General features: G+C 73.3%; 13 protein-coding genes. 4 read left to right on the top strand and 9 right to left on the bottom strand.

All coding sequences use genetic code 11. From position 1 onward, the window contains the following. Positions 1–96: 96 nt before the first annotated feature. The 3 genes from glpK to CCO02nite_RS09905 all read right to left on the bottom strand — a co-directional run bounded on the left by glpK (position 97) and on the right by CCO02nite_RS09905 (position 4249). Positions 97–1620 carry a glycerol kinase GlpK gene (glpK, locus tag CCO02nite_RS09915; RefSeq protein WP_146842976.1) on the bottom strand — a complete coding sequence of 508 codons (1524 nt, stop codon included), beginning with the start codon at positions 1618–1620 and terminating at the stop codon, positions 97–99. A gap of 39 nt (positions 1621–1659) precedes the next feature. Continuing rightward, positions 1660–2424, bottom strand: a complete 765-nt coding sequence (locus CCO02nite_RS09910; protein WP_146843079.1) for an MIP/aquaporin family protein — start codon at positions 2422–2424, stop codon at positions 1660–1662. Positions 2425–2503: 79 nt separating this feature from the next. Then, positions 2504–4249: a glycerol-3-phosphate dehydrogenase/oxidase gene (locus CCO02nite_RS09905; RefSeq protein WP_146842975.1), complete on the bottom strand. Its 1746-nt coding sequence runs from the start codon at positions 4247–4249 to the stop codon at positions 2504–2506. A 155-nt stretch (positions 4250–4404) separates the two neighbouring features. On the opposite strand from CCO02nite_RS09905, the gene CCO02nite_RS09900 reads away from it, so the two are divergent. Continuing rightward, entirely contained in the window at positions 4405–5436 is a 1032-nt protein-coding gene (locus CCO02nite_RS09900; protein WP_146842974.1) for a sugar-binding transcriptional regulator, read from the top strand. Here CCO02nite_RS09900 and CCO02nite_RS09895 read toward each other — a convergent pair. From CCO02nite_RS09895 to CCO02nite_RS09880, 4 genes are read right to left on the bottom strand one after another with little or no spacing between them, the layout of a single operon-like run. Further along, positions 5433–6344, bottom strand: a complete 912-nt coding sequence (locus tag CCO02nite_RS09895; RefSeq protein ID WP_146842973.1) for an HhH-GPD family protein — start codon at positions 6342–6344, stop codon at positions 5433–5435. The two genes, CCO02nite_RS09900 and CCO02nite_RS09895, sit on opposite strands and share 4 nt — an antisense overlap. Further along, positions 6341–7531, bottom strand: a complete 1191-nt coding sequence (locus tag CCO02nite_RS09890; RefSeq protein WP_146842972.1) for a Dyp-type peroxidase — start codon at positions 7529–7531, stop codon at positions 6341–6343. The genes CCO02nite_RS09895 and CCO02nite_RS09890 overlap by 4 nt, the downstream gene beginning before the upstream one ends. Further along, a complete protein-coding gene (locus CCO02nite_RS09885; protein WP_146842971.1) occupies positions 7528–8259 on the bottom strand; it encodes a hypothetical protein in 732 nt (243 codons plus the stop codon). Before CCO02nite_RS09885 ends, CCO02nite_RS09890 begins: the two co-directional genes overlap by 4 nt. Further along, on the bottom strand, positions 8256–9584 hold the full coding sequence (locus CCO02nite_RS09880) for a right-handed parallel beta-helix repeat-containing protein (protein ID WP_222593183.1): 1329 nt from the start codon (positions 9582–9584) through the stop codon (positions 8256–8258). The genes CCO02nite_RS09885 and CCO02nite_RS09880 overlap by 4 nt, the downstream gene beginning before the upstream one ends. A 233-nt stretch (positions 9585–9817) precedes the next feature. Here CCO02nite_RS09880 and CCO02nite_RS09875 point away from each other — a divergent pair, with 233 nt between their 5' ends. Further along, positions 9818–15448, top strand: coding sequence for a DUF5979 domain-containing protein (locus tag CCO02nite_RS09875; RefSeq protein WP_146842970.1), 5631 nt, complete (start codon positions 9818–9820; stop codon positions 15446–15448). A gap of 124 nt (positions 15449–15572) precedes the next feature. Beyond that, positions 15573–16223 carry a hypothetical protein gene (locus tag CCO02nite_RS09870; RefSeq protein ID WP_146842969.1) on the top strand — a complete coding sequence of 217 codons (651 nt, stop codon included), beginning with the start codon at positions 15573–15575 and terminating at the stop codon, positions 16221–16223. A gap of 12 nt (positions 16224–16235) precedes the next feature. Here CCO02nite_RS09870 and disA read toward each other — a convergent pair whose 3' ends face one another. After that, positions 16236–17312: a DNA integrity scanning diadenylate cyclase DisA gene (disA, locus tag CCO02nite_RS09865; protein ID WP_146842968.1), complete on the bottom strand. Its 1077-nt coding sequence runs from the start codon at positions 17310–17312 to the stop codon at positions 16236–16238. Positions 17313–17318: 6 nt separating this feature from the next. Between disA and CCO02nite_RS09860 the strand changes: the two genes are divergently transcribed. After that, positions 17319–17684 (top strand): arsenate reductase/protein-tyrosine-phosphatase family protein, encoded by a 366-nt coding sequence (locus CCO02nite_RS09860; protein WP_246117480.1) that lies wholly within the window; start codon positions 17319–17321, stop codon positions 17682–17684. A 117-nt stretch (positions 17685–17801) separates the two neighbouring features. Here the strand turns inward: CCO02nite_RS09860 and radA are convergent, their stop codons facing one another. Further along, the gene (gene radA, locus CCO02nite_RS09855) at positions 17802–19220 is read right to left on the bottom strand and encodes a DNA repair protein RadA (RefSeq protein ID WP_146842966.1); all 1419 of its coding nucleotides are present in this window, start codon (positions 19218–19220) and stop codon (positions 17802–17804) included. Positions 19221–19332: the final 112 nt, after the last annotated feature.

Raw genomic sequence — 19332 nt, 5'->3', positions numbered from 1 at the left:
CGAGGGAGCGGGTCGCATCGAGGGGGGGTGGGTGCGGGACGGGGGTGGGGGGCGGCCGGTCGGCCACCTCCCACCCCCGTCGCGTGGTGCGTGGTGCTACTTCACGTCGTCGTCGACCCAGTCGAAGGTCTTGGTGACGGCCTTCTTCCAGAGGCGGTACTGGCGGTCGCGCTCGTCGTCGGCGATGTCGGGGCTCCAGCGCTTGTCCTCGGCCCAGTTGTCGATGACGTCCTGCTCGCCCTGCCAGAAGCCCACCGCGATGCCGGCCGCGTACGCGGCGCCGAGCGCGGTGGTCTCGGCGACCTTCGGCCGGACGACGTCCACGCCGAGGATGTCGGCCTGGAACTGCATGAGCAGCTCGTCCTGCACCATGCCGCCGTCGACCTTGAGCTCGGTCAGGTCGACGCCCGAGTCGGCGTTCATCGCGTCGAGCACCTCGCGGGTCTGGAAGGCCGTGGCCTCCAGGGCGGCCCGCGCGATGTGACCCTTGTTGACGTACCGGGTGAGCCCGACGAGCGCACCGCGTGCGTCGGAGCGCCAGTACGGCGCGAACAGGCCCGAGAACGCCGGCACGAAGTACGCGCCGCCGTTGTCGTCGACGGTCCGGGCCAGCGTCTCGATCTCCGGCGCCGAGGTGATCATGCCGAGGTTGTCGCGCAGCCACTGGATCAGGGATCCGGTGACGGCGATCGAACCCTCGAGCGCGTAGACCGCGTCCTGGTCGCCGATCTTGTAGCAGAGCGTCGTCAGCAGGCCGTTCTTGGACGGGACGATCTCCGTGCCCGTGTTGAGCAGCATGAAGTTGCCCGTGCCGTACGTGTTCTTGGCGTGGCCCGGCTCGAAGCATGCCTGGCCGAACGTCGCGGCCTGCTGGTCACCGAGGATGCCCGCGATCGGGACGCCGGCGGCCAGGCCGCCCTCGCGGTCGTTGCCGTACACCTCGGACGACGAGCGGATCTCGGGGAGCATCGACAGCGGGATGCCCATCTCGCCCGCGATGTCCTCGTTCCAGGACAGCGTGTCGAGGTTCATGAGCATCGTGCGGGACGCGTTGGTCACGTCGGTGACGTGCACACCGCCGTCGACGCCGCCCGTCATGTTCCACAGCACCCACGAGTCGGTGTTGCCGAACGCGAGGTCGCCGCGCTCGGCAGCCTCGCGTGCGCCGTCGACGTTGTCGAGGATCCAGCGGATCTTCGGACCGGAGAAGTACGTGGCCAGCGGGAGGCCGACCTTGGCCTTGTACCGGTCGGCACCGCCGCCGAGAGCACCGAGATCCTCGGCGATCTTCTGCGTGCGGGTGTCCTGCCAGACGATCGCGTTGTAGACCGCCTTGCCGGTCCTGCGGTCCCACACCACCGCCGTCTCACGCTGGTTGGTGATGCCGATCGAGGCCAGGTCCTTGGCGGTCGCGTTGGCCTTGGCGAGCGCGAGACCGACGACCTCACGCGTGTTGTCCCAGATCTCTGCCGGGTCGTGCTCCACCCAACCGGCTCTCGGGAAGATCTGCTCGTGCTCCTTCTGACCGGTGGCCACGAGCTGGCCGCCGTGGTCGAAGACGATCGCGCGCGTGCTGGTCGTGCCCTGGTCGATGGCAAGGACGTACTTCGGGTCAGCCATGGGTATCTCTCCGTTGAGTTGTCGACGGGCGGGGTGCCGTCACAGGCCGTAGAAGCTCTTGAGCGCCAGGTAGGTGAGACCGGCGAGGACGGCTCCGACGATCGGACCGAACACCGGGACCCACGAGTACGCCCAGTCGCTGCCGCCCTTGCCCTTGATCGGCAGGATGGCGTGCGCGATGCGGGGGCCGAGGTCACGGGCCGGGTTGATCGCGTACCCCGTGGGGCCACCGAGGCTCGCGCCGATGCCGAGCACGACGAGCGCGACCGCGAGCGGGCCGATCGCGTGGGGCGTCGCACCCGAGACGAGGACGAAGATCACCAGGACGAAGGTGCCCAGAACCTCGGTGATGAAGTTCCAGGTGTAGCTGCGGATCGCCGGGCCGGTGGAGAAGACCGCGAGCTTGGTGGCCGGGTCGGCGTCCTCGTCGAAGTGCTTCTTGTACGCGAGGAACGCGAGCACGGCGCCGATGAATGCGCCGATGAACTCCGCGAGGAAGTACCAGGCGGCGTTGCCCGCTGTCGGGAGCAGGCTCGCGGTGACCATGCCGTCGGGGCCGGTCACCGTGAAGAACGGCTTGTCCGCGACCCAGAGGCCCACGGTCACGGCAGGGTTCAGGTGCGCACCCGACCTGAACGCGACGAACACACCGGTGAAGACGGCGAGACCCCATCCGAAGTTGATGAGGAGCCAGCCGCCGTTGAAGCCCTTGTTCTTGGGCAGGATGACGTTGGCCACCACGCCGGCACCCAGCAGCAGCAGGGTCGCAGTACCGAGGATCTCTGAGACGAACGCTTGGGACATCAGCTCGTTCACGAGCCACCCCTCTCTTTGACGGACGTCGTTGTCACGTGCACCTCGCGCCCGACGGGCGCGAGGAGTTCTAGGTGCCCAGGGGCTGCATCGGGGCGAGGTCGACCGCGCGCAGCCGGGCCTTCACGGCGGCGACGTCGTCGAGCTCCTGGGCGGCGGCGTCCTCGGCCTCGGCGCGGGCGACGTACGCCTCGATCTCCTTCGACCGGGTGCGCTCGTCCCAGCCGAGCACCGGTGCGACGAGGTCGGCGATCTCCTCGAGTGCGCCGACCCCCTTGTCCACCTGCTCGTAGTTGAGCCGGGTGCGGTGCATGAGCACGTCGTCGAGGTGCAGCGCACCCTCGTGGCTCGCCGCGTAGACGATCTCGGCGCCGATGTACGCGGGTGCGTGCTGCAGCGGCGCGGCCAGCTCGGGCCGGGCGTCGCACAGGTCGGTGAGCTCCTGCACCAGCGAGCCGTAGCGGTGCAGCAGGTGGTCCATGCGCGGCCGGTCCCAGCCGTAGCGCCGCGCGATCGCCCGCGCCTGGCGCTGCACGACGTTGAGGCCCTCGGCGCCGACGAGCGGGAGCTCGTGCGTGAGCGACGGCAGGCTCGTGGCGCGCGACCCGATCGCGAAGTCGACGGCGTCCTTGGCCATCACGCGATACGTGGTGAGCTTGCCGCCCGCGATCACGGTCAGGCCCGGGCTCGGGGAGGCGACGGTGTGCTCGCGGGACACCTTGGCCGACGACGTGCCCGCCTTGACCTGCGGCTGCAGCAGCGGCCGCAGCCCGGCCCAGGTGCCGATGACGTCCTCACGCGTGAGGGGCCGGGCCAGCACGGTGTTGGCGTGGTCGATCACGTAGTCGATGTCCGCGCTCGTCGCGACGGGGTGCACCAGCTCCTGCTCCCACGGGGTGTCCGTCGTGCCGATCACCCAGTACCGCGACCACGGGATGATGAACAGCACGGACTTCTCGGTCTGCAGGATCAGACCGACGTCGCCGGCGATGCGCGAACGCGGCACGACGATGTGGATGCCCTTGCTGGCCAGCACGCGCAGGCCGCCCTCGCTGCCCGCGAGCGACTCGGTCTGCTCGGTCCACACGCCGGTCGCGTTGATGACGTGCCGGGCGCGCACGTCGATGTGCTCACCGGTCTCGAGGTCCACGACCTCGGCGCCGGTCACGGCACCCCCGGTCGTCGTCTGCAGCCCGAGCACCTGCGTGCGTGACGCGGCGTGCGCGCCGTAGGAGACCGCGGTCCGCACGAGCGTCGAGACGAGGCGCGCGTCGTCGACGCTCGCGTCCCAGTAGCGCACCGCGCCGATGGCGGCGTCGTGCCGCAGGTCGGGGAACAGGCGCTCCATCCCCTTGCGCGTCAGGTGCCGGTGGATCGGCATCGCGCGCTTGGCGCCGTTGACGCTCGCGAGCGTGTCGTACAGCGCGACGCCCGCGCCGACGTAGGCCCGCTCCCAGACCCGGTTCTCCAGCGGGTACAGGAAGCTGACGGGCTTCACGAGGTGCGGTGCGAGCGTGTTGATCAGCAGGTCGCGTTCGGTCAGCGCCTCGCGCACGAGGTGGAAGTCGAGCATCTGCAGGTAGCGCAGACCGCCGTGCACGAGCTTCGACGAGCGCGACGACGTGCCGCTGGCCCAGTCCTGGGCCTCGATGATCGCGGTCGAGAGCCCACGGGTCACCGCGTCGACCGCGATGCCGGCCCCGGTGACGCCACCCCCGACGACGAGGACGTCGAGCTCGCTGCCTCGTTCCGCACTGGTGCGCAAGGCCCCCAGTGCGTCCTGGCGTGCGTCTGCCGTCAGCGGCGCGGTCCTCATGGCGGGCCCCTCCCCGTTCGTCGTGCGTCCGGATCGTCCTGATCCACCGGGATCGACCTGATCCGTGACGCTCGCTATCGTCGTCACCAACGGAACACATGCGCAACCGCAGTGCACGAACGTGCAGCGCCGGGGCCGGTGAGGGGGAGGTCGTCGTGGAGGTCGATCGCGAGCAGGACGTGCTCCGCGCGGCGTCGATGTACTACCTGCAGGACCTCAAGATGGAGGTCATCGCGCGCCATCTCGGGACCTCGCGCTCGACGGTCTCGCGGCTCATCAAGCGCGCCCGGGAGACGGGCCTCGTCGAGATCACGCTGCGGCCGGCGAGCACACGTGCGCCCGGGCTCGGCCGGTCGGTCGCCGCGGCGTTCGGCATCGACACGTACGTCGTGCCGGTGCCGGACTCGTCGTCGCACATCGAGCGGCTCGACCAGGTGAGCATGACCGCGGCCAAGCTCGTGGGCTCGTGGTTCGACTCGGACATGGTGCTCGGCGTCGCGTGGGGCACGACGCTCGCCTCGGTCTCGCGGTTCCTCACGCCGAAGCCGACGCGTGGCGCGGCCGTGGTCCAGCTCAACGGCGCCGCGAACATGCGCACGTCCGGCGTGGACTACGCGAGCGACCTGATCTCGTCGTTCGGCACGGCGTTCAGCGCGGCCGTGCACCACTTCTCGGTCCCGGCGTTCTTCGACTTCTCGGACACGCGGGCCGCGATGTGGCGCGAACGTTCGGTCCGGCGCGTGCTCGACATGCAGCGCCGGGCGGACATCGCGCTGTTCTCGGTGGGTGCGGTCGCGGGTGCCGTGCCGTCGCACGTGTACTCGGCGGGCTACCTCGACGACGCGGACGTGCGCGTGCTGCACGACGAGGGCGTCGTGGGCGACGTGTGCACGGTGTTCCTGCGCGCCGACGGGTCGTGGAGCGACATCCCCCTGAACGCGCGGGCGACGGGGCCCAACCCGGTCGAGCTGCAACGCATGCCGCGCCGGGTGTGCGTCGTGGCCGGGGACAACAAGGTCGCGCCGCTGCTCGCGGCGCTGCGTGCCGGTGTGGTGACGGACCTCGTCGTCGACGAGATCACCGCGACCGCGCTGCTCGACGCGTCCGAGCCGCGCACCCGCCGCCCGCGCGGTCACCCGGCCGTGGCCGCCTCGGGTGCGGTCCGGGCGCGGTGGGGGGCGCGCTAGGACGGCAGTGCGTACGCGGGCTCGTCGTCGGGACCGGCCTCGTCGTCGGGACGCGCCTGGACGACGAGGCCGTCGGCGACGAGCCCGGCGAGGCAGCGCGCGCGCTGCGCGGGCGGCGGCCAGGCCTGCGCGAGGGCGTGCTCGGGCACCGGGGAGGTGCTCTCGCGCAGGACCGCGAGCAGCCGGCCGCGGGCCTGGCGGTCGGTGCCGGCCCACGCCTGGGTGCGACGACGGTGGGCGTGCGCGTCGTCGGGCCGGCCGGCCGCGACCCACGCGCACGACGAGACCAGCGGGCACCGATCGCAGCGCGGGGCGCGCGCCGTGCACACGAGTGCACCGAGCTCCATCGACGCCTGGGCCCAGCGTGCGGCGTCGGCGGCCCGCGCGGGGACCAGTGCCAGCGCCCGGTCGGACTCGGCGCGGGTGAGCGCAGGCGCGGGCAACGCCTCGCCGCCGATCGCGCGGGCCAGGACGCGGCGCACGTTCGTGTCGAGCACCACCGCGCGCCGGCCGAACGCGAACGCGCGCACCGCGGCGGCCGTGTACGGGCCGATGCCGGGCAGCGCGAGCAGCGCCGCCTCGTCGTCGGGGACCTCACCCCCGTGCCGCTCGACGAGCGTGCGCGCGCACTCCTGCAGGCGCAGCGCCCGACGCGGGTAGCCGAGCCGGTCCCAGGCCCGCAGCACGTCGGCGGTCGGCGCGGCGGCGAGGTCGGCCGGCGTGGGCCAGCGCGCGAGCCAGGCCTGCCACGCCGGCTCGACGCGCACCACCGGCGTCTGCTGGAGCATCACCTCGCTGACGAGCACGCCCCACGGCGTGCGGTCCGGTCCGCGCCACGGCAGCTCGCGGGCATGCTCGTCGTACCAGGCGGCGACCGCCGACGTGAGGTCGGTGCGAGCGTCGTTCACGCGAACAGCGCGTCGCCCAACGGGCGCGTGTCGTCGTACCCGGGCAGGACGAGGAAGCTCGCGGAGCCGGTCGGCGTCGCGTACGCCATCAGGTCGTCGGTCTCGTCGAGCCGCTGCTGCGTGCGCACGAACGTGTCGAGCGTGCGCTGGTAGCAGGCGAACAGGAGCCCGGCGTCGGCGATGCGGCCCGCCGGGCCGTCGACCTCGCCGTCGTCGAACGCGTACCCGCGGCGCAGCATGAGCGGTGAGCCGGTGAACGACGGGTGCGCGGCGCGCGCGTGCGCCCGGGCGGGCACGAGGTACTCGCCCTCGGGGGTCTTGGCGTCGAGGTCGACCTGCGAGGTCGGCGAACCGCCGGACAACGGCACACCGTCGGCGCCGCGACCGATCGTCGCGTCGCGCGCGGGGACCTCGAGCGCGAGGAACGCGCGCGAGTCGAGACGCAACCGGCGCAGCACGCACACCGTGGCGCCGGCGAGCGCTCCCTGCGTGATCCAGACGTTCTCGGCGAGCTCCGCGGTGGTGTCCGGGACGATGATGCCGTCGAGGTAGCCCAGCGGGTTGCGCGCGACCGTGCCGGTGCCGGGCGCGCGGAAGCCGTGCTGGGTCCAGCCCGCGACGAGGCCCGGGACCGCCGAGGTGACGCGGTCGAGCAGCGCGCGCAGCATCGTGGCATCGCTCGCGGCGACCGCGACCAGCAGGTCCGGGTCGCGGCGTTCCGACGGGATCGCGTCGTCGCCGACGAAGTCCGGCATCGGCGTCGCGCCGGGCAGCGAGGGGTCGACCGACGCGAGCGGGCGCGGGCCCAGGCCGATCGTCACGGTCAGATCGCCGCGGCCGTCGGGCAGCAGGTCGCCGCTGTCGCGTACCGTCGCGAGCACCGCACGACCCAGCGCGGCGAGGTCCGCGCGCAGCGACGTGAGGTCGGGCAGCGCGAACGTCGCGAACAGCGCGTGCGCGGCGGGCGTGGTCGGGCGGGCGACGCCGGCCTGAGTGCTGCCGGCCGGCTCGACCTCGCGCCGGGCACCGTCGAGCGAGGCGCCGGGGCCCGTGCCGCCCTCGGACCCGGTGGTCGTGTCGCGCACCGTGACCGCCGACGTCGCGATCGTCGCGATACCCGCACCCGCGACGAGCGTGCCCGCGCCGGCCAGCAGCGCGCGCCGGCTCAGACCCTGCGACTCGGTCATGAGCCGCCCCCGGTGCCCAGGCCCAGCTTGGCGGGGTCGATCGCGTCGCCGAGGTCGACCGTGCTCCACTCGCCGCCGACCAGCACCTCGAACCGGCGCAGCAGACCTTCGGCGTCGACCCAGTAGCGCGCGTTGCCGTCCGCCGTGGCCGTCAGCACGCTCACGGGTACGCCCCCGACCTCGTCGGACCGCACGAACGTCGCCCCCTCCTGCTGCAGCAGGAGCGGGTTCTCGGGGCGGTCGTCGGCGAGGTCGAGCAGCACGAGCAGGAGCGCCTGCTCGCGCGACGCCGAGGCGTCGATCGAGGTGGGCTCGCCGGTCAGGAGGTCGACGGGTGCGGGCAGCGGGGCGCTGGTCGCGCCGTCCGGCGCCGCACCGACGACCGCCTGCGAGCCGTCCCACGCGATCAGCGACGGGTCGGCGGTGTCCTGCGTGAGCAGCGCGTAGCCGCGGTGGTCGGCGAAGTCGACCCAGCCGTCGAGCTGCACGTCCTCGGCGTCGGTCTCGCCCTCGACGACCGTGGAGACCTCGCGGGCGCCCGCGTCGTAGTTGCGGAACCGCACGGTCGCGAGCAGCTCCGCCTCCTCCTGCGTCACCGGGCGCGGCTCGTCGTGACCGCCGCACCCGGCGAGCAGCCCGACGAACGGCACCAGCACGACGAGCCCGACGAGCCCGACGACGAGCCGGGCGACGCACGCGCCGCGGCGACGGCCGCCGGCCGGCCTCACGCCGTGCCCGTCAGCTCGGCCAGGAAGTCCGGACCGGGCAGGTCGAACGTGTCGGGGTCCGGCAGCGCGACGGTCGCCGGCAGCGGCTCGGCCTGGCCGGTCCACGGCCCCAGGTCGGGCTGCGGGGCGGGCGCCGCGACCTTCAGGAAGCTCACGCCGCGCGGCACCTCGACCGGTGGCAGGTCGGTCGCCGTCGCGGCGGGCTGCTCGCCGTCGGGGCACGGGTCGGTCAGGGCGGCGGGCAGCAGCGTGACGGGGGTCGCCGCGGCGTTCGTCGTCGAGACGCAGTTCCCCGATGCGGGCGCGCGCGACGCGGAGACGTTCGCGAGGTCGATGCCGTTGCCGGCCCAGCCTGTGTCGACGAACGAGTTGTCGACCGCGGCGAGGTCCTCGGTGTTGGCGAGCAGCACGCCGGCGACCGGGTTGCCCGTGACGGTGTTGCGGGCCAGGACGTTCTCGCGCGCACCGCTGATGCCGATGCCGATACCGAACCCGCCCGTGGCCTGCGCGGGCGAGTCGGGCTCGACGTTGTCGACCACGAGGTTCCCCACGACCGTGTTGGCGCGCTGCGGCGTGAACGCCTCGCGGTAGTTGGAGATGAGCGTCATCCCGACGCGGTTGCCGGAGAACCGGTTGCCGGCGATCGTCAGCGGCCCGGACGCGTTGGCGTTCTCGAAGCCCACCGCGTTGCGCTCGGCGACGTTGCCCGTCACCAAGATGTTGCAGTCCTCGCACTGGCCCACGTAGAACCCGGAGTCCGCCGACCCGGAGGCGTACGAGTCGCGGATCACGCCGTTGTTCGCGTCGAACGCGTAGATGCCGTAGAGCCCGTTGTTGTGCGCCGTGACGTGGTCCACCGAGAAGCGCTGCACGGGCGGGAACTGCTCCGGATCGAGCGTGTCGTAGCCGTCGCCGTTGTGGGCGGACGGGCCGTTCTCGTCGTGCAGGCCCGTGACGAGCACGCCGTAGAACGTCGCGGCGCGCACCGTGAGGTTCTCGATGCGCACCCCGTCGGAGATCGCGACGATGCCGTACGGACGCCGACCCTCGCCGTCGATGATCGTGGCGTTGCGGTCCTCGCCGCGGATCGTCACGTCCGTCTTGTCGACGAGCACCTGCTCGGGGTAGACGCCCGCGCCGACCAGCACCGTCCCGCCCGGGCTGACGCGCGCGACGGCCTGGGTGACGGTCTCCGCGTCGCCCGGGACGCGCACGAGCGCGAGCGGTTCGGGATCCGACGAGCAGGCGGCGACCAGCCCCGCGCACGCCATCCCGATCGCGAGCCCGAGCGCGAGCAGCGAGGTGAGGGGACGGGGCCGGGGCACGTGCAGATCGTAGGCCGCGAGGTCGGGGTTCACCCGATGCGACGTCGCTCGGACGGGTGAACCCCGGTGGCGCCCTGGGTGCTTCCCCACCCGCATCCCGGACACGCGTCCAGGCAATTCGGACACTCGTCCGAAATGGCCTCTGACCTGTGGTTCTCTTACCGCGCGTCTGCGCCCGGGACGTTGGTCCCGGGTGCGCGCTCCGGCAACGCCCCCCACGAAGGGAAGTCCCGGTGAGCACCCGTCACCGCCCAGCCCCCCGCCTCGTCGCCGGCCTCACGGCGCTCGCGATCGCCGCCACCGGTTCGGTCGTCGCGCTCGCGGCGTCCTCTGCCTCGGCCGCGAGCTCGACCGTCTCCGGGCGCGTGTACCGCGACTTCAACGGCAACGGCGCCTACGACACGACGACGGGCCTCGGCCGGTCGATCGACGCGGGCCTGACGGGCCTCGACGTGGTCGTCACGGACCGCGCCGGTGCGTCGGTGACGACGACGACCGGTGCGAGCGGGCTGTGGTCGGCGAACGTCTCGACCCTGGCGGGGAGCCGGCTGCGCGTGCAGTTCGAGACCCCGGACGGCATGGCGGCGACGGCCGCGGGCGCCGACAACGGCACGAGCGTGCAGTTCGTCGACGACGGTGCGACGGGTGTGGACTACGCGGTCAACGTCCCCGCGGACCACGTGCAGACGAACCCACCGGTGGTCGTGACCATCCAGACCGCCGGCTCGCGCAGCAACGCCGCCACCACGGGGACGGCGGCCGTGGCGGCGACGCCCTGGGACGTCGCGCGCAACGACAGCGGCGCCAACAACACCACGCGGTTCTCGGCCCGCACGACGATCGCGACCTACGGCCAGGTCGGGTCCGTGTGGTCGAGCGTGTACTCGAGCCGGTCCGACGAGCTGTGGGTGTCCGCCACCTACAAGCGTGAGTCGGACCTCGGCCCGGCGGGCATCGGCGGCATCTACCACTTCGCCGACGTGACGAGCGACTCGGGCGCGGTGCACGCGAGCCCGGCGATGACCTGGCTCGACGTGCGCACGCTGGTGGACCAGGACGGTCAGCCGATCGACGTCGGCACCGTCCCCACGCGGACGCTCGGGGCACCGAGCGTGACCAACCCCGACACCGACGCGTTCGCGCAGGCCGCGCGCGTCGGCATCGGCGGCATGGCGCTCGACCCGACCGGCACGGTGCTGCTCTTCGTGAACCTGCGCGACCGGAACCTGTACGCGATCGACCTCACGCAGCCGGTGATCACGGAGGCGACGCGGATCGACCTGGGCCTGGCGGCCACCCGCCAGCCCTGGGCGCTGACGATCCGCGACGGCTCTCTCTACGTGGGGACGGTCGACACCGGCACCACCGCGGGCCAGTCCGCCGCCGCGGCCGGCCTGCGCGCCTACGTGCTGCGCGCCCCGGTGCTGGACGCGCTCGCCGGCACGGCGACGTGGACGAGCATCGTGCGCAGCGCGGGCGTGGACGGCGTCGACCTGGGCTACACCCGCGGCAACCCGATCTCCGCGTGGTCCGGTACCGACTACAGCGGCACCTACCCGCAGATCATCCGCTGGAACACGTGGACCAACACCTGGAAGTGGGGCACGACCGGCACGGTCTCGTTCGCCGCCGGGAGCAGCTGGGGCCCCGTGCACGTCTACCCGCAGGCCGTCCTCACCGACCTCACGTTCGACGAGGACGGCTTCCTGGTGCTGTCGTTCGCGGACCGCACCGCGATCCAGGGCGGCAACCGCAACGTCGCCGCGGACACCTCGGTCACCGGGACCTGGGAGAGCATCTCGTCGGGCGACACGCTGATCGCCGGCCCGAACGCGGCACGCACGGTCTACACGCTCGAGAACAACGGCTCGGTCACGGGGGTGAACCACCTCGGTGCCGCCGTGACGCGGACCGGCTCGGGCAGCGCCAACGAGGGCCCCGGCGGCCGCGAGTTCTTCGCGGACCAGCAGAACCTCAACACCGGCACGACGCACCGCGAGATCACGCTCGGCAGCGCGGTGTCCTTCCCGGGCTCGACGCAGGCGATCGTCTCGTCGTCGTTCGACCCGCTCAGCGGCATCCGGCTCGCGGGCCTGACCTGGTTCAGCGCGACGAACGGCTCCGCGACCCGCGGCTACGAGCACACGCTGGACCTGTGGGACACCGGCGACTCCTCCTCGTTCCAGAAGGGCGGCGGCCTGGGCGCGATCGAGGCGCTGGCCGAGACGGCGCCGGTCGAGATCGGCAACCGCGTGTGGTTCGACGCGGACCAGGACGGCCTGCAGGACGCCGACGAGCCGGGCGTCGCCGGGGTCACCGTCGAGCTGCGGGACGGCGCGACGCTCGTCGCGACCACCACGACGAACGCCGCGGGCGAGTACTACTTCCGCTCCGACGACGCGACCCACCCGTTCGACCCGTTCGGCACCTACGACGTCGTCGTCGTCCCGCCCACCAGCGGGAACTGGCTCACGGGCGACCCGACCTTCGGCACCGTCCCCTGGTCCTGGCTGAGGTTCACCGACCAGGACGCCGGCGACGACGACCTCGACAGCGACGTCGACCCGACGACCGGGGCGGTGACCTACACCGTCGGCGGGCCGGGCGTGAACGACCACTCGATCGACGCGGGCCTGGTCGCGGACGTCGCGTTCACGGTCGAGAAGCGCATCGACGCGTCGGGTGGTGCGTCCGCGTCGGGTGCGACCTACGCGATGGCCGTCGCCGCCCGCGACTTCCGTGGCGTCGCACTGACGCTGCCGGCGGGCGACGCCGCGTTCGCCGTCACGGTCGGGGCGGGCAACGGCCACACCGTGACGGTCCCGGTCGGGACGCGCGCGACCGTGACCGAGACGAGCACCGCGGGCCAGCGCTCGGCGCCCGTGGTCTCCCCGGCGGGCGAGTTCCTCGTCACCGGGTCGACCGCCACGCCGCAGCTCGTCACGGTGACGAACACGCTGCGCGCGCCGGGCCGGTTCTCGGTCGCCAAGACGGTCACGGGCGGCGGCGCCGCCCTCGTCGGGGCGTCGCAGTCGTTCACGATCGAGTACTCGAGCGACGCCGGCGGGAGCTGGCAGTCGCTCACGGTGGACCGTGGCTCGTCGGCCACGTCGCCCGACCTGCCGTACGGCACGACCGTCCTGATCCGGGAGGCGACCCGCCCCTCGGTCACCGGCGTCGTGTGGGGCACGCCCGTCTGGACGATCGGCGCGGCCGAGCCGGTCACGCAGGCCCAGGTCTCGATCACGATCGGCGACGCGACGACCGTCGCGATCGCCCTCGAGAACCCGACCACCCGCACCACGGCCGGGCTCTCGCTGACCAAGTCGGTCACGGGCGGCGCCGCGGCGTCCGTCCCGAACGGCTTCCACTTCCTGGTCGACGCGACGTGGACGAACCCGGTGACAGCCCTGCCGGGCAGCGCCGTGCTCGACCTGACGAAGTCCGCGCCCACCGACTCGCTCGCGGGCCTGCCGTACGGCACGGTCGTCACGCTCGCGGAGCGCGCCCGCACCGGGGCGCCCGCGGACGTCCAGTGGGGCACCCCGGTCTGGTCGGGCACGGGCGTCACGACGAACGGCGACGGCTCGGCGTCCGTGACGATCGGCACCTCGACCGTCACGGTCGGCCTGGAGAACCCGACGACGCAGCTCGTCGGCGGGTTCTCGGTGACCAAGCGCGTGACGGACGCGGCGAGCGCGTCGGCGCCCGCGACCGGCTACACGTTCCGGTACTCCTACGGCGCGACGACGGGCTCGGGCTCGGTCGACGTCGACGACACGACGAGCGTGAGCGGGATCCCGGCCGGCACCACCGTGACCCTGTGGGAGGACGCGCCGCCCGCCGGCGGCCCCGACCTGGCCTGGGAGACGCCGGTGTGGTCCGGCACGGGCGTCACCGACAACGGCGACGGCACCGCGACGCTCGTCGTGACCGCCGGCTCGACCGCCGCGCTGACGCTCACCAACCCGACCACGCAGCTCGTCGACGGCTTCTCGATCACGAAGTCGGTCACGGGCGGCGCGTCCGCGTCGGTCCCGCCGACGTTCGAGTTCGAGGTCGACTACGACCTCGACGGCGTCCCGCAGACGCCGATCACGCTGACCAAGGCCGACCCGAGCGCGTCGTTCTCCGGCCTGCCGCGCGGCACGGTCGTCACGCTGCGCGAGGTCGCCCCGACGGGTGCACCCGCGGACGTCGCGTGGCAGACGCCGGTCTGGTCGGGCGCGGGCGTCACGACGGACGACGACGGCTCGGCGACGTTCACGATCGGCTCGTCGCCGGTCGCCGTGAGCCTGGAGAACCCGACCGAGCGGCTGTACGGCTCGTTCGCCATCACCAAGGACGTCACGGGGGAGGGCGAGCACCTGCTCGTCGGCGACCCGGGCTTCCAGGTGACGTACACGCCCGAGGGCGGCCTCCCGACGACCGTCACGGTCCACCACGGTGAGCGCTGGGAGCTCGACGGGCACCTGCCCGCCGGCACGGTCGTGACGTTCGTCGAGGCGACGCCGCTGGACGGCCTGCCCGACGGCGCGTCGTGGCGCACGCCGCGGTTCCTCGTCGACGGCACGCCGGTCGACGAGATCACGATCGGCGACGGTTCGACGATCGAGGTCGTGCTCGAGAACCCGACGGCGGTGACGCCGCGGATCGACATCGAGAAGGGCGACGGCGCCGCGGGCGTCATCACGCACGACGCGGACACCATGGACGACGGCGAGCTGTACGCGCCGGGCGAGACCCGGGACGTCGTGCTCGTCGTGACGAACACGGGCACCGAGCGCCTGCGCGAGGTCACGCTGCGCGACGAGTCCGTCTCGGGCGGCGACATCACCGCGATCACGTGGACGTTCCCCGACGACACGACGGCCGTCGCGACGCGCGACGGCGACGCGTGGGTCGCGCGCTGGGCCGACACGTTCGGCCAGGGCTCGGCCAGCTTCGCGCCCGGCGCCGTGATCACCGGCGTCGCGACGCTGACCGTGACCGCGTCCGACGCCCCGCACGTGGACCGCGCGAGCGTCTCGGGCGTCGGCATCGCGTCGGGCACCACCGTGTCCGACGAGGACGCGTACAACGCGTTCACCGGCGCCATCCAGGTCATCAAGTACGACGGCGAGCAGGACGACCCGGTGGTGCGTGCGGACGGTGCGTGGAGCGTGCCGGTCAAGCCGCTCGTGAGCGCCGACCAGGACGCCAACGACGCCGCGCACGCCGTGAAGGCGACGTCCGAGGTGGCGCGTTCGGTGCGCTGGGTCGTGACCAACACGGGCACGACGACGCTGTCCGACGTCACCGTCGCCGACCGCACGCACGTCGGCCCGACGATCACCGACATCTCGTGCGACCTGTCGCCGTTCGGCGGTTCCACCGCCTACTCGTTCGAGACGTCGGGCGCGTGGCACGGGCTGTTCCCGCCGTCCGCGTCGTTCTTCTGCGGCGGCACGCTGGTGCTCACCGCGACGGATGCCCCGGTGGACCACGCGGACACGGTGGCCGTCGAGGCGACCGTGGTCGTGCCCGAGGTCGACGGCGACGGCGTGCCGACCGGTGAGCCGCGCCTGGTCGACGGTGAGCCGGACCTCGCGACCCACGACGACGGCACCCCGTACCGCGTGGGCGACGACGATCCGTACCACGCGACCGTCCCCGCTCTGACGACGCCGGACCCGGACCCGACCGACGGCCCGACGCCGACACCGGCGCCGACCTCGACCCCCGGTGACGACCTCGCCACGACAGGTGCGGACATCGCCGCCGCCGGCGGCCTGGCCGGGCTCGTGCTGCTGCTCGGTGCCGGCCTCGTCCTCGGAGCACGCAGCGCACGTCGTCGAGCGACCCCCACCGGCCCGCTCGACTGACGTGTAGGTCACAGGCCGATCCGCGGCGCGCCGCGGACGACGCCCGGCTGGCGCGCCGACCCCTCGTACGGTTCGTAGGGGTCGGCGCGCGGCGCGTCGACCGGACGGCTTCGGGAGGACGAGCGTGCCGACGCAGGTGCCACGGCGGGTGTTCTGGGTGCGACGGCTCGTCGTGCTCGGCGTGCCACTGCTGCTCGTCGGGCTCGTCGTGTGGGTGCTCGCCGGACGCGGCTCGGACGCCGCCGCCCAGACCGCGCCGACGCCGAAGGCCGGCGTGACGTCCGGCGCGCCGGTCCCGGACGCCACGACGGCGCCGACGAAGGCCGACGAACAGCTCCAGGACGATCTCGACGAGCTGTCGCGCAAGGCCGCAGTGAGCGGTGTCGTCGTGTGCGACGCGGCGAGCCTGCAGGTCGACGCGACCGCGACCGCGGGGTCCTTCGCGGGTTCGACGAAGCCGACGTTCACGATCGCCGTGACCAACCGCGGTGACGAGGCGTGCCTGGTCGACGCGGGCGACGAGTTCCGCACGGTGCTGGTCACGTCGGGCAAGGACCGGGTGTGGTCGAGCACCGACTGCCTGGGCGACGACCCGACGAGCCGTCCGCTGCTGCTCGGCCCCGGGGACACGAGCAAGGAGACCTACACGTGGCCCCGCGTGCGCTCGGCGGAGGACTGCCGGGGCGGTCTCAAGGCACCCGGCCGCGGGACGTACTCGGCACAGGTCGTCGTGGTCGGCGTCCCGGCGGCGCCGGCGGTCTTCGACCTGGGCTGATGCCCGCGGGGCTCAGACGTAGCGCTCGAGGATGCTCGACTCGGCGAGCCGCGACAGACCCTCGCGCACCGCGCGGGCGCGCTGCTCGCCCACGCCGTCGACGGCCATGAGGTCGTCGATCCCCGCGGCCAGCAGCTTCTGCAGGCCGCCGAAGTGCGTGACGAGCCGGTCGACGATCGCGCCCGGCAGCCGCGGCACGCGCGAGAGCAGCCGGTAGCCGCGCGGCCCGACCGCCGCGTCGAGCGCGTCCCCGCCGCCCGGCAGGCCGAGCACGCGCGCGATGTGTGCGATGTCGAGCAGCTGGGTCGCGTCGAGCTCGGCGAGCGCGGCGAGCACCGACTCGTCGTCGCGGCGCGAGGGGTCGACGTAGTCGCGGATCACGAGCTCGCGGTCCGAGCCGATGCCGCCGACGAGCTCGTCGAGCTGCAGCGTGAGCAGGCGGCCGTCCGTGCCGAGCTCGACGACGTAGCTCTCGATCTCCTCCGAGATGCGCCGGACCATCTCGAGGCGCTGCACCACCGCGGAGACGTCGCGGACCGTGACCAGGTCCTCGATCTCGAGCGCGGACAGCGTGCCGCTGACCTCGTCGAGCCGGGCCTTGTAGCGCTCGAGCGTCGCGAGCGCCTGGTTGGCGCGGGACAGGATGGTCGTCGAGTCCTCGAGCACGTAGCGCTGGTTGTCCACGTAGAGCGCGATGATCCGCATCGACGCGGACACCGAGATCACGGGCAGGCCGGTCTGCTTGGCGACGCGCTCGGCGGTGCGGTGCCGCGTGCCCGACTCGGAGGTCTCGATCGTCACGTCCGGCAGCAGCTGGACCGCGGCGCGCACGATGCGGCTGATGTCGCGGTCCACGACGACCGCGCCGTCCATCTTGCACAGCTCGCGCAGGCGGGTCGCGGAGAACTCGACGTCGAGGACGAACCCGCCCGAGCAGATGCTCTCCACCGTCTTGTCGAACCCGAGCACGATCAGCGCCCCGGTGCGCCCGCGCAGGATCCGCTCCAGCCCGTCGCGCAGCGCACCGCCCGGCGCGACGGCGGCGAGCGTCGACCTGAGCAGGTCGTCGGGGGTGTGCTGGTGGGCCACGGGTGCATCGTACTGACGCCGCGCCGCGACGCGCGGGACCGCCGAACCGCGGACAACCTGCGCTCGGCGGGGTCGCTCCCGGCCGACCAGGTCAACCCGGCCGCGGTCGCGGCGATGGCCGAGGTCGGCATCGACATCGCGCACGAGCGGCCCAAGGCGCTGACGTCGCAGGCCGTGGTCGACTCCGACGTCGTGATCACGATGGGCTGCGGTGACGCGTGCCCGTTCTACCCCGGCAAGCGCTACGAGGACTGGGTGCTCGACGATCCGGCGGACCAGGGCCTCGACGCCGTGCGCGTCATCCGCGACGAGATCCGGACCCGCGTCGAGGCCCTCCTCGCCGATCTGGGCATCGACCGGGCCGGCGGCTGACGCGCCCGCACCGCACCGGGCTCCGGACGGCACGCCGACCGGTCGGTCAGCCGGCCGCGACGAGGTCGGCCAGGACGACGGTCCGCCGAGACCTCGACCTGGCGCCGCCGGCCTTGCTCAGACGTCCATTAGCACCTCTGCCACGGCTTCGACCAGGTCGGCCGCGGCCACCGTCGTGAGCCCCTCGGGCGGGCGGACCTCGTCGAGCGCGCCCGCCGGGACGATCGCGCGCGTGAAGCCGAGCCGGGCCGCTTCCGCGAGCCGTTGCGTGACGCCCGTGACGGTGCGGATCTCGCCCGCGAGCCCCACCTCGCCGATCGCGACGAGCCCGCGTGGCAGCGCCTGCTCCTGGCGGGACGAGACCGCGGCGAGCGCGAGCGCCAGGTCCGCGGCGGGCTCCACCGCGCGGGCGCCGCCGACCGTGGACACGTAGACGTCCTGGTCGGCGAGGCGTACACCGAGGCGGCGCTGCAGCACCGCGAGCACCATCGCGAGGCGGGAGGAGTCGACGCCGCTCGTCGTGCGGCGGGGGTTGGGCGCGGCGGACGGCGCGACGAGCGCCTGGATCTCGGTCGCGAGCGGTCGGCGGCCCTCGAGCGTGACCGTCAGGCACGTGCCCGGGACGGCGTGGATCGCCTGCGAGACGAACAGGCCGCTGGGGTCCTCGACGCCGAGGATGCCGGTGTCCGACAGGTCGAAGCAGCCGACCTCGTCCGTCGGCCCGTAGCGGTTCTTCGTCGCGCGCAGCAGGCGCAGCCGCGAGTGCCGCTCGCCCTCGAACTGGCAGACGACGTCCACCAGGTGCTCGAGCGTGCGCGGCCCGGCCACCGACCCGTCCTTGGTGACGTGGCCGATCAGGACGACCGGCAGGTCGCGCGCCTTCGCGGTCTGGATCAGCGCCGAGGCCACCTCGCGCACCTGCGCGACGCCGCCCGCGGTGCCCTCGACCTGCGCCGAGGCGATCGTCTGCACCGAGTCCAGCACGAGCAGGTCGGGGGAGACCTGCTCGACGTGGCCGAGGACGGTCGCCAGGTCGGTCTCGTCGGCCAGCAGCAGGTTCGGGTCGAGCGCGCGGATGCGCCCCGCCCGCAGCCGCACCTGTGCCGCCGACTCCTCGCCGGTCACGTAGAGCACCCGCCGCCCGCCGCGGGCCGCACGCGCGGCGACGTCGAGCAGCAGCGTCGACTTGCCGACGCCCGGCTCCCCCGCGAGCAGCACGACCGCGCCGGGCACGATGCCGCCCCCGAGCACGCGGTCCAGCTCCGCGACGCCGGTGGGCCGGGCAGCCGCGGACTCGACCGGGATCTCGACGATCGAGCGTGCGGGGGAACGCGTGGGCGCGACCGCGGCCGTGCGCGGTGCACCCCCACCCGGTCCGAGGCCCTCGACGACCGTGCCCCAGGCCTGGCACTCGCCGCAGCGACCGACCCACTTCGCGGTGGTCCACCCGCACTCGGCGCACCGGTAGGCCGGCCGCTCGCCCCGCTTCGTCGTCGTCGCGCTCACGTGCGGCACGCTACCGAGCCGCACCGACATCTCCGGTCCTGTCCGGGGCTGAACGACCGTCGAGGCGACCTGGTGCGGCTCGCGCTGCGGGCGGACCGGTTCCGGATCGTCGCGGCGCCGTTGCTCGTCGTCGGACTCGCCG

The organism is Cellulomonas composti, from assembly GCF_007990245.1.
Classification (GTDB): domain Bacteria; phylum Actinomycetota; class Actinomycetes; order Actinomycetales; family Cellulomonadaceae; genus Cellulomonas; species Cellulomonas composti.
The sequence above is the reverse complement of the archived record's forward strand: the minus strand, read 5'-3'. Positions and strand labels throughout refer to the sequence as shown.

Coding starts and splice junctions, on each gene's coding strand:
- CCO02nite_RS09890 (WP_146842972.1), bottom strand. CDS start 7,531: ATGACCGAGTCGCAGGGTCTGAGCCGGCGCGCGCTGCTGGCCGGCGCG.
- CCO02nite_RS09910 (WP_146843079.1), bottom strand. CDS start 2,424: ATGTCCCAAGCGTTCGTCTCAGAGATCCTCGGTACTGCGACCCTGCTG.
- radA (WP_146842966.1), bottom strand. CDS start 19,220: ATGTCGGTGCGGCTCGGTAGCGTGCCGCACGTGAGCGCGACGACGACG.
- CCO02nite_RS09905 (WP_146842975.1), bottom strand. CDS start 4,249: ATGAGGACCGCGCCGCTGACGGCAGACGCACGCCAGGACGCACTGGGG.
- glpK (WP_146842976.1), bottom strand. CDS start 1,620: ATGGCTGACCCGAAGTACGTCCTTGCCATCGACCAGGGCACGACCAGC.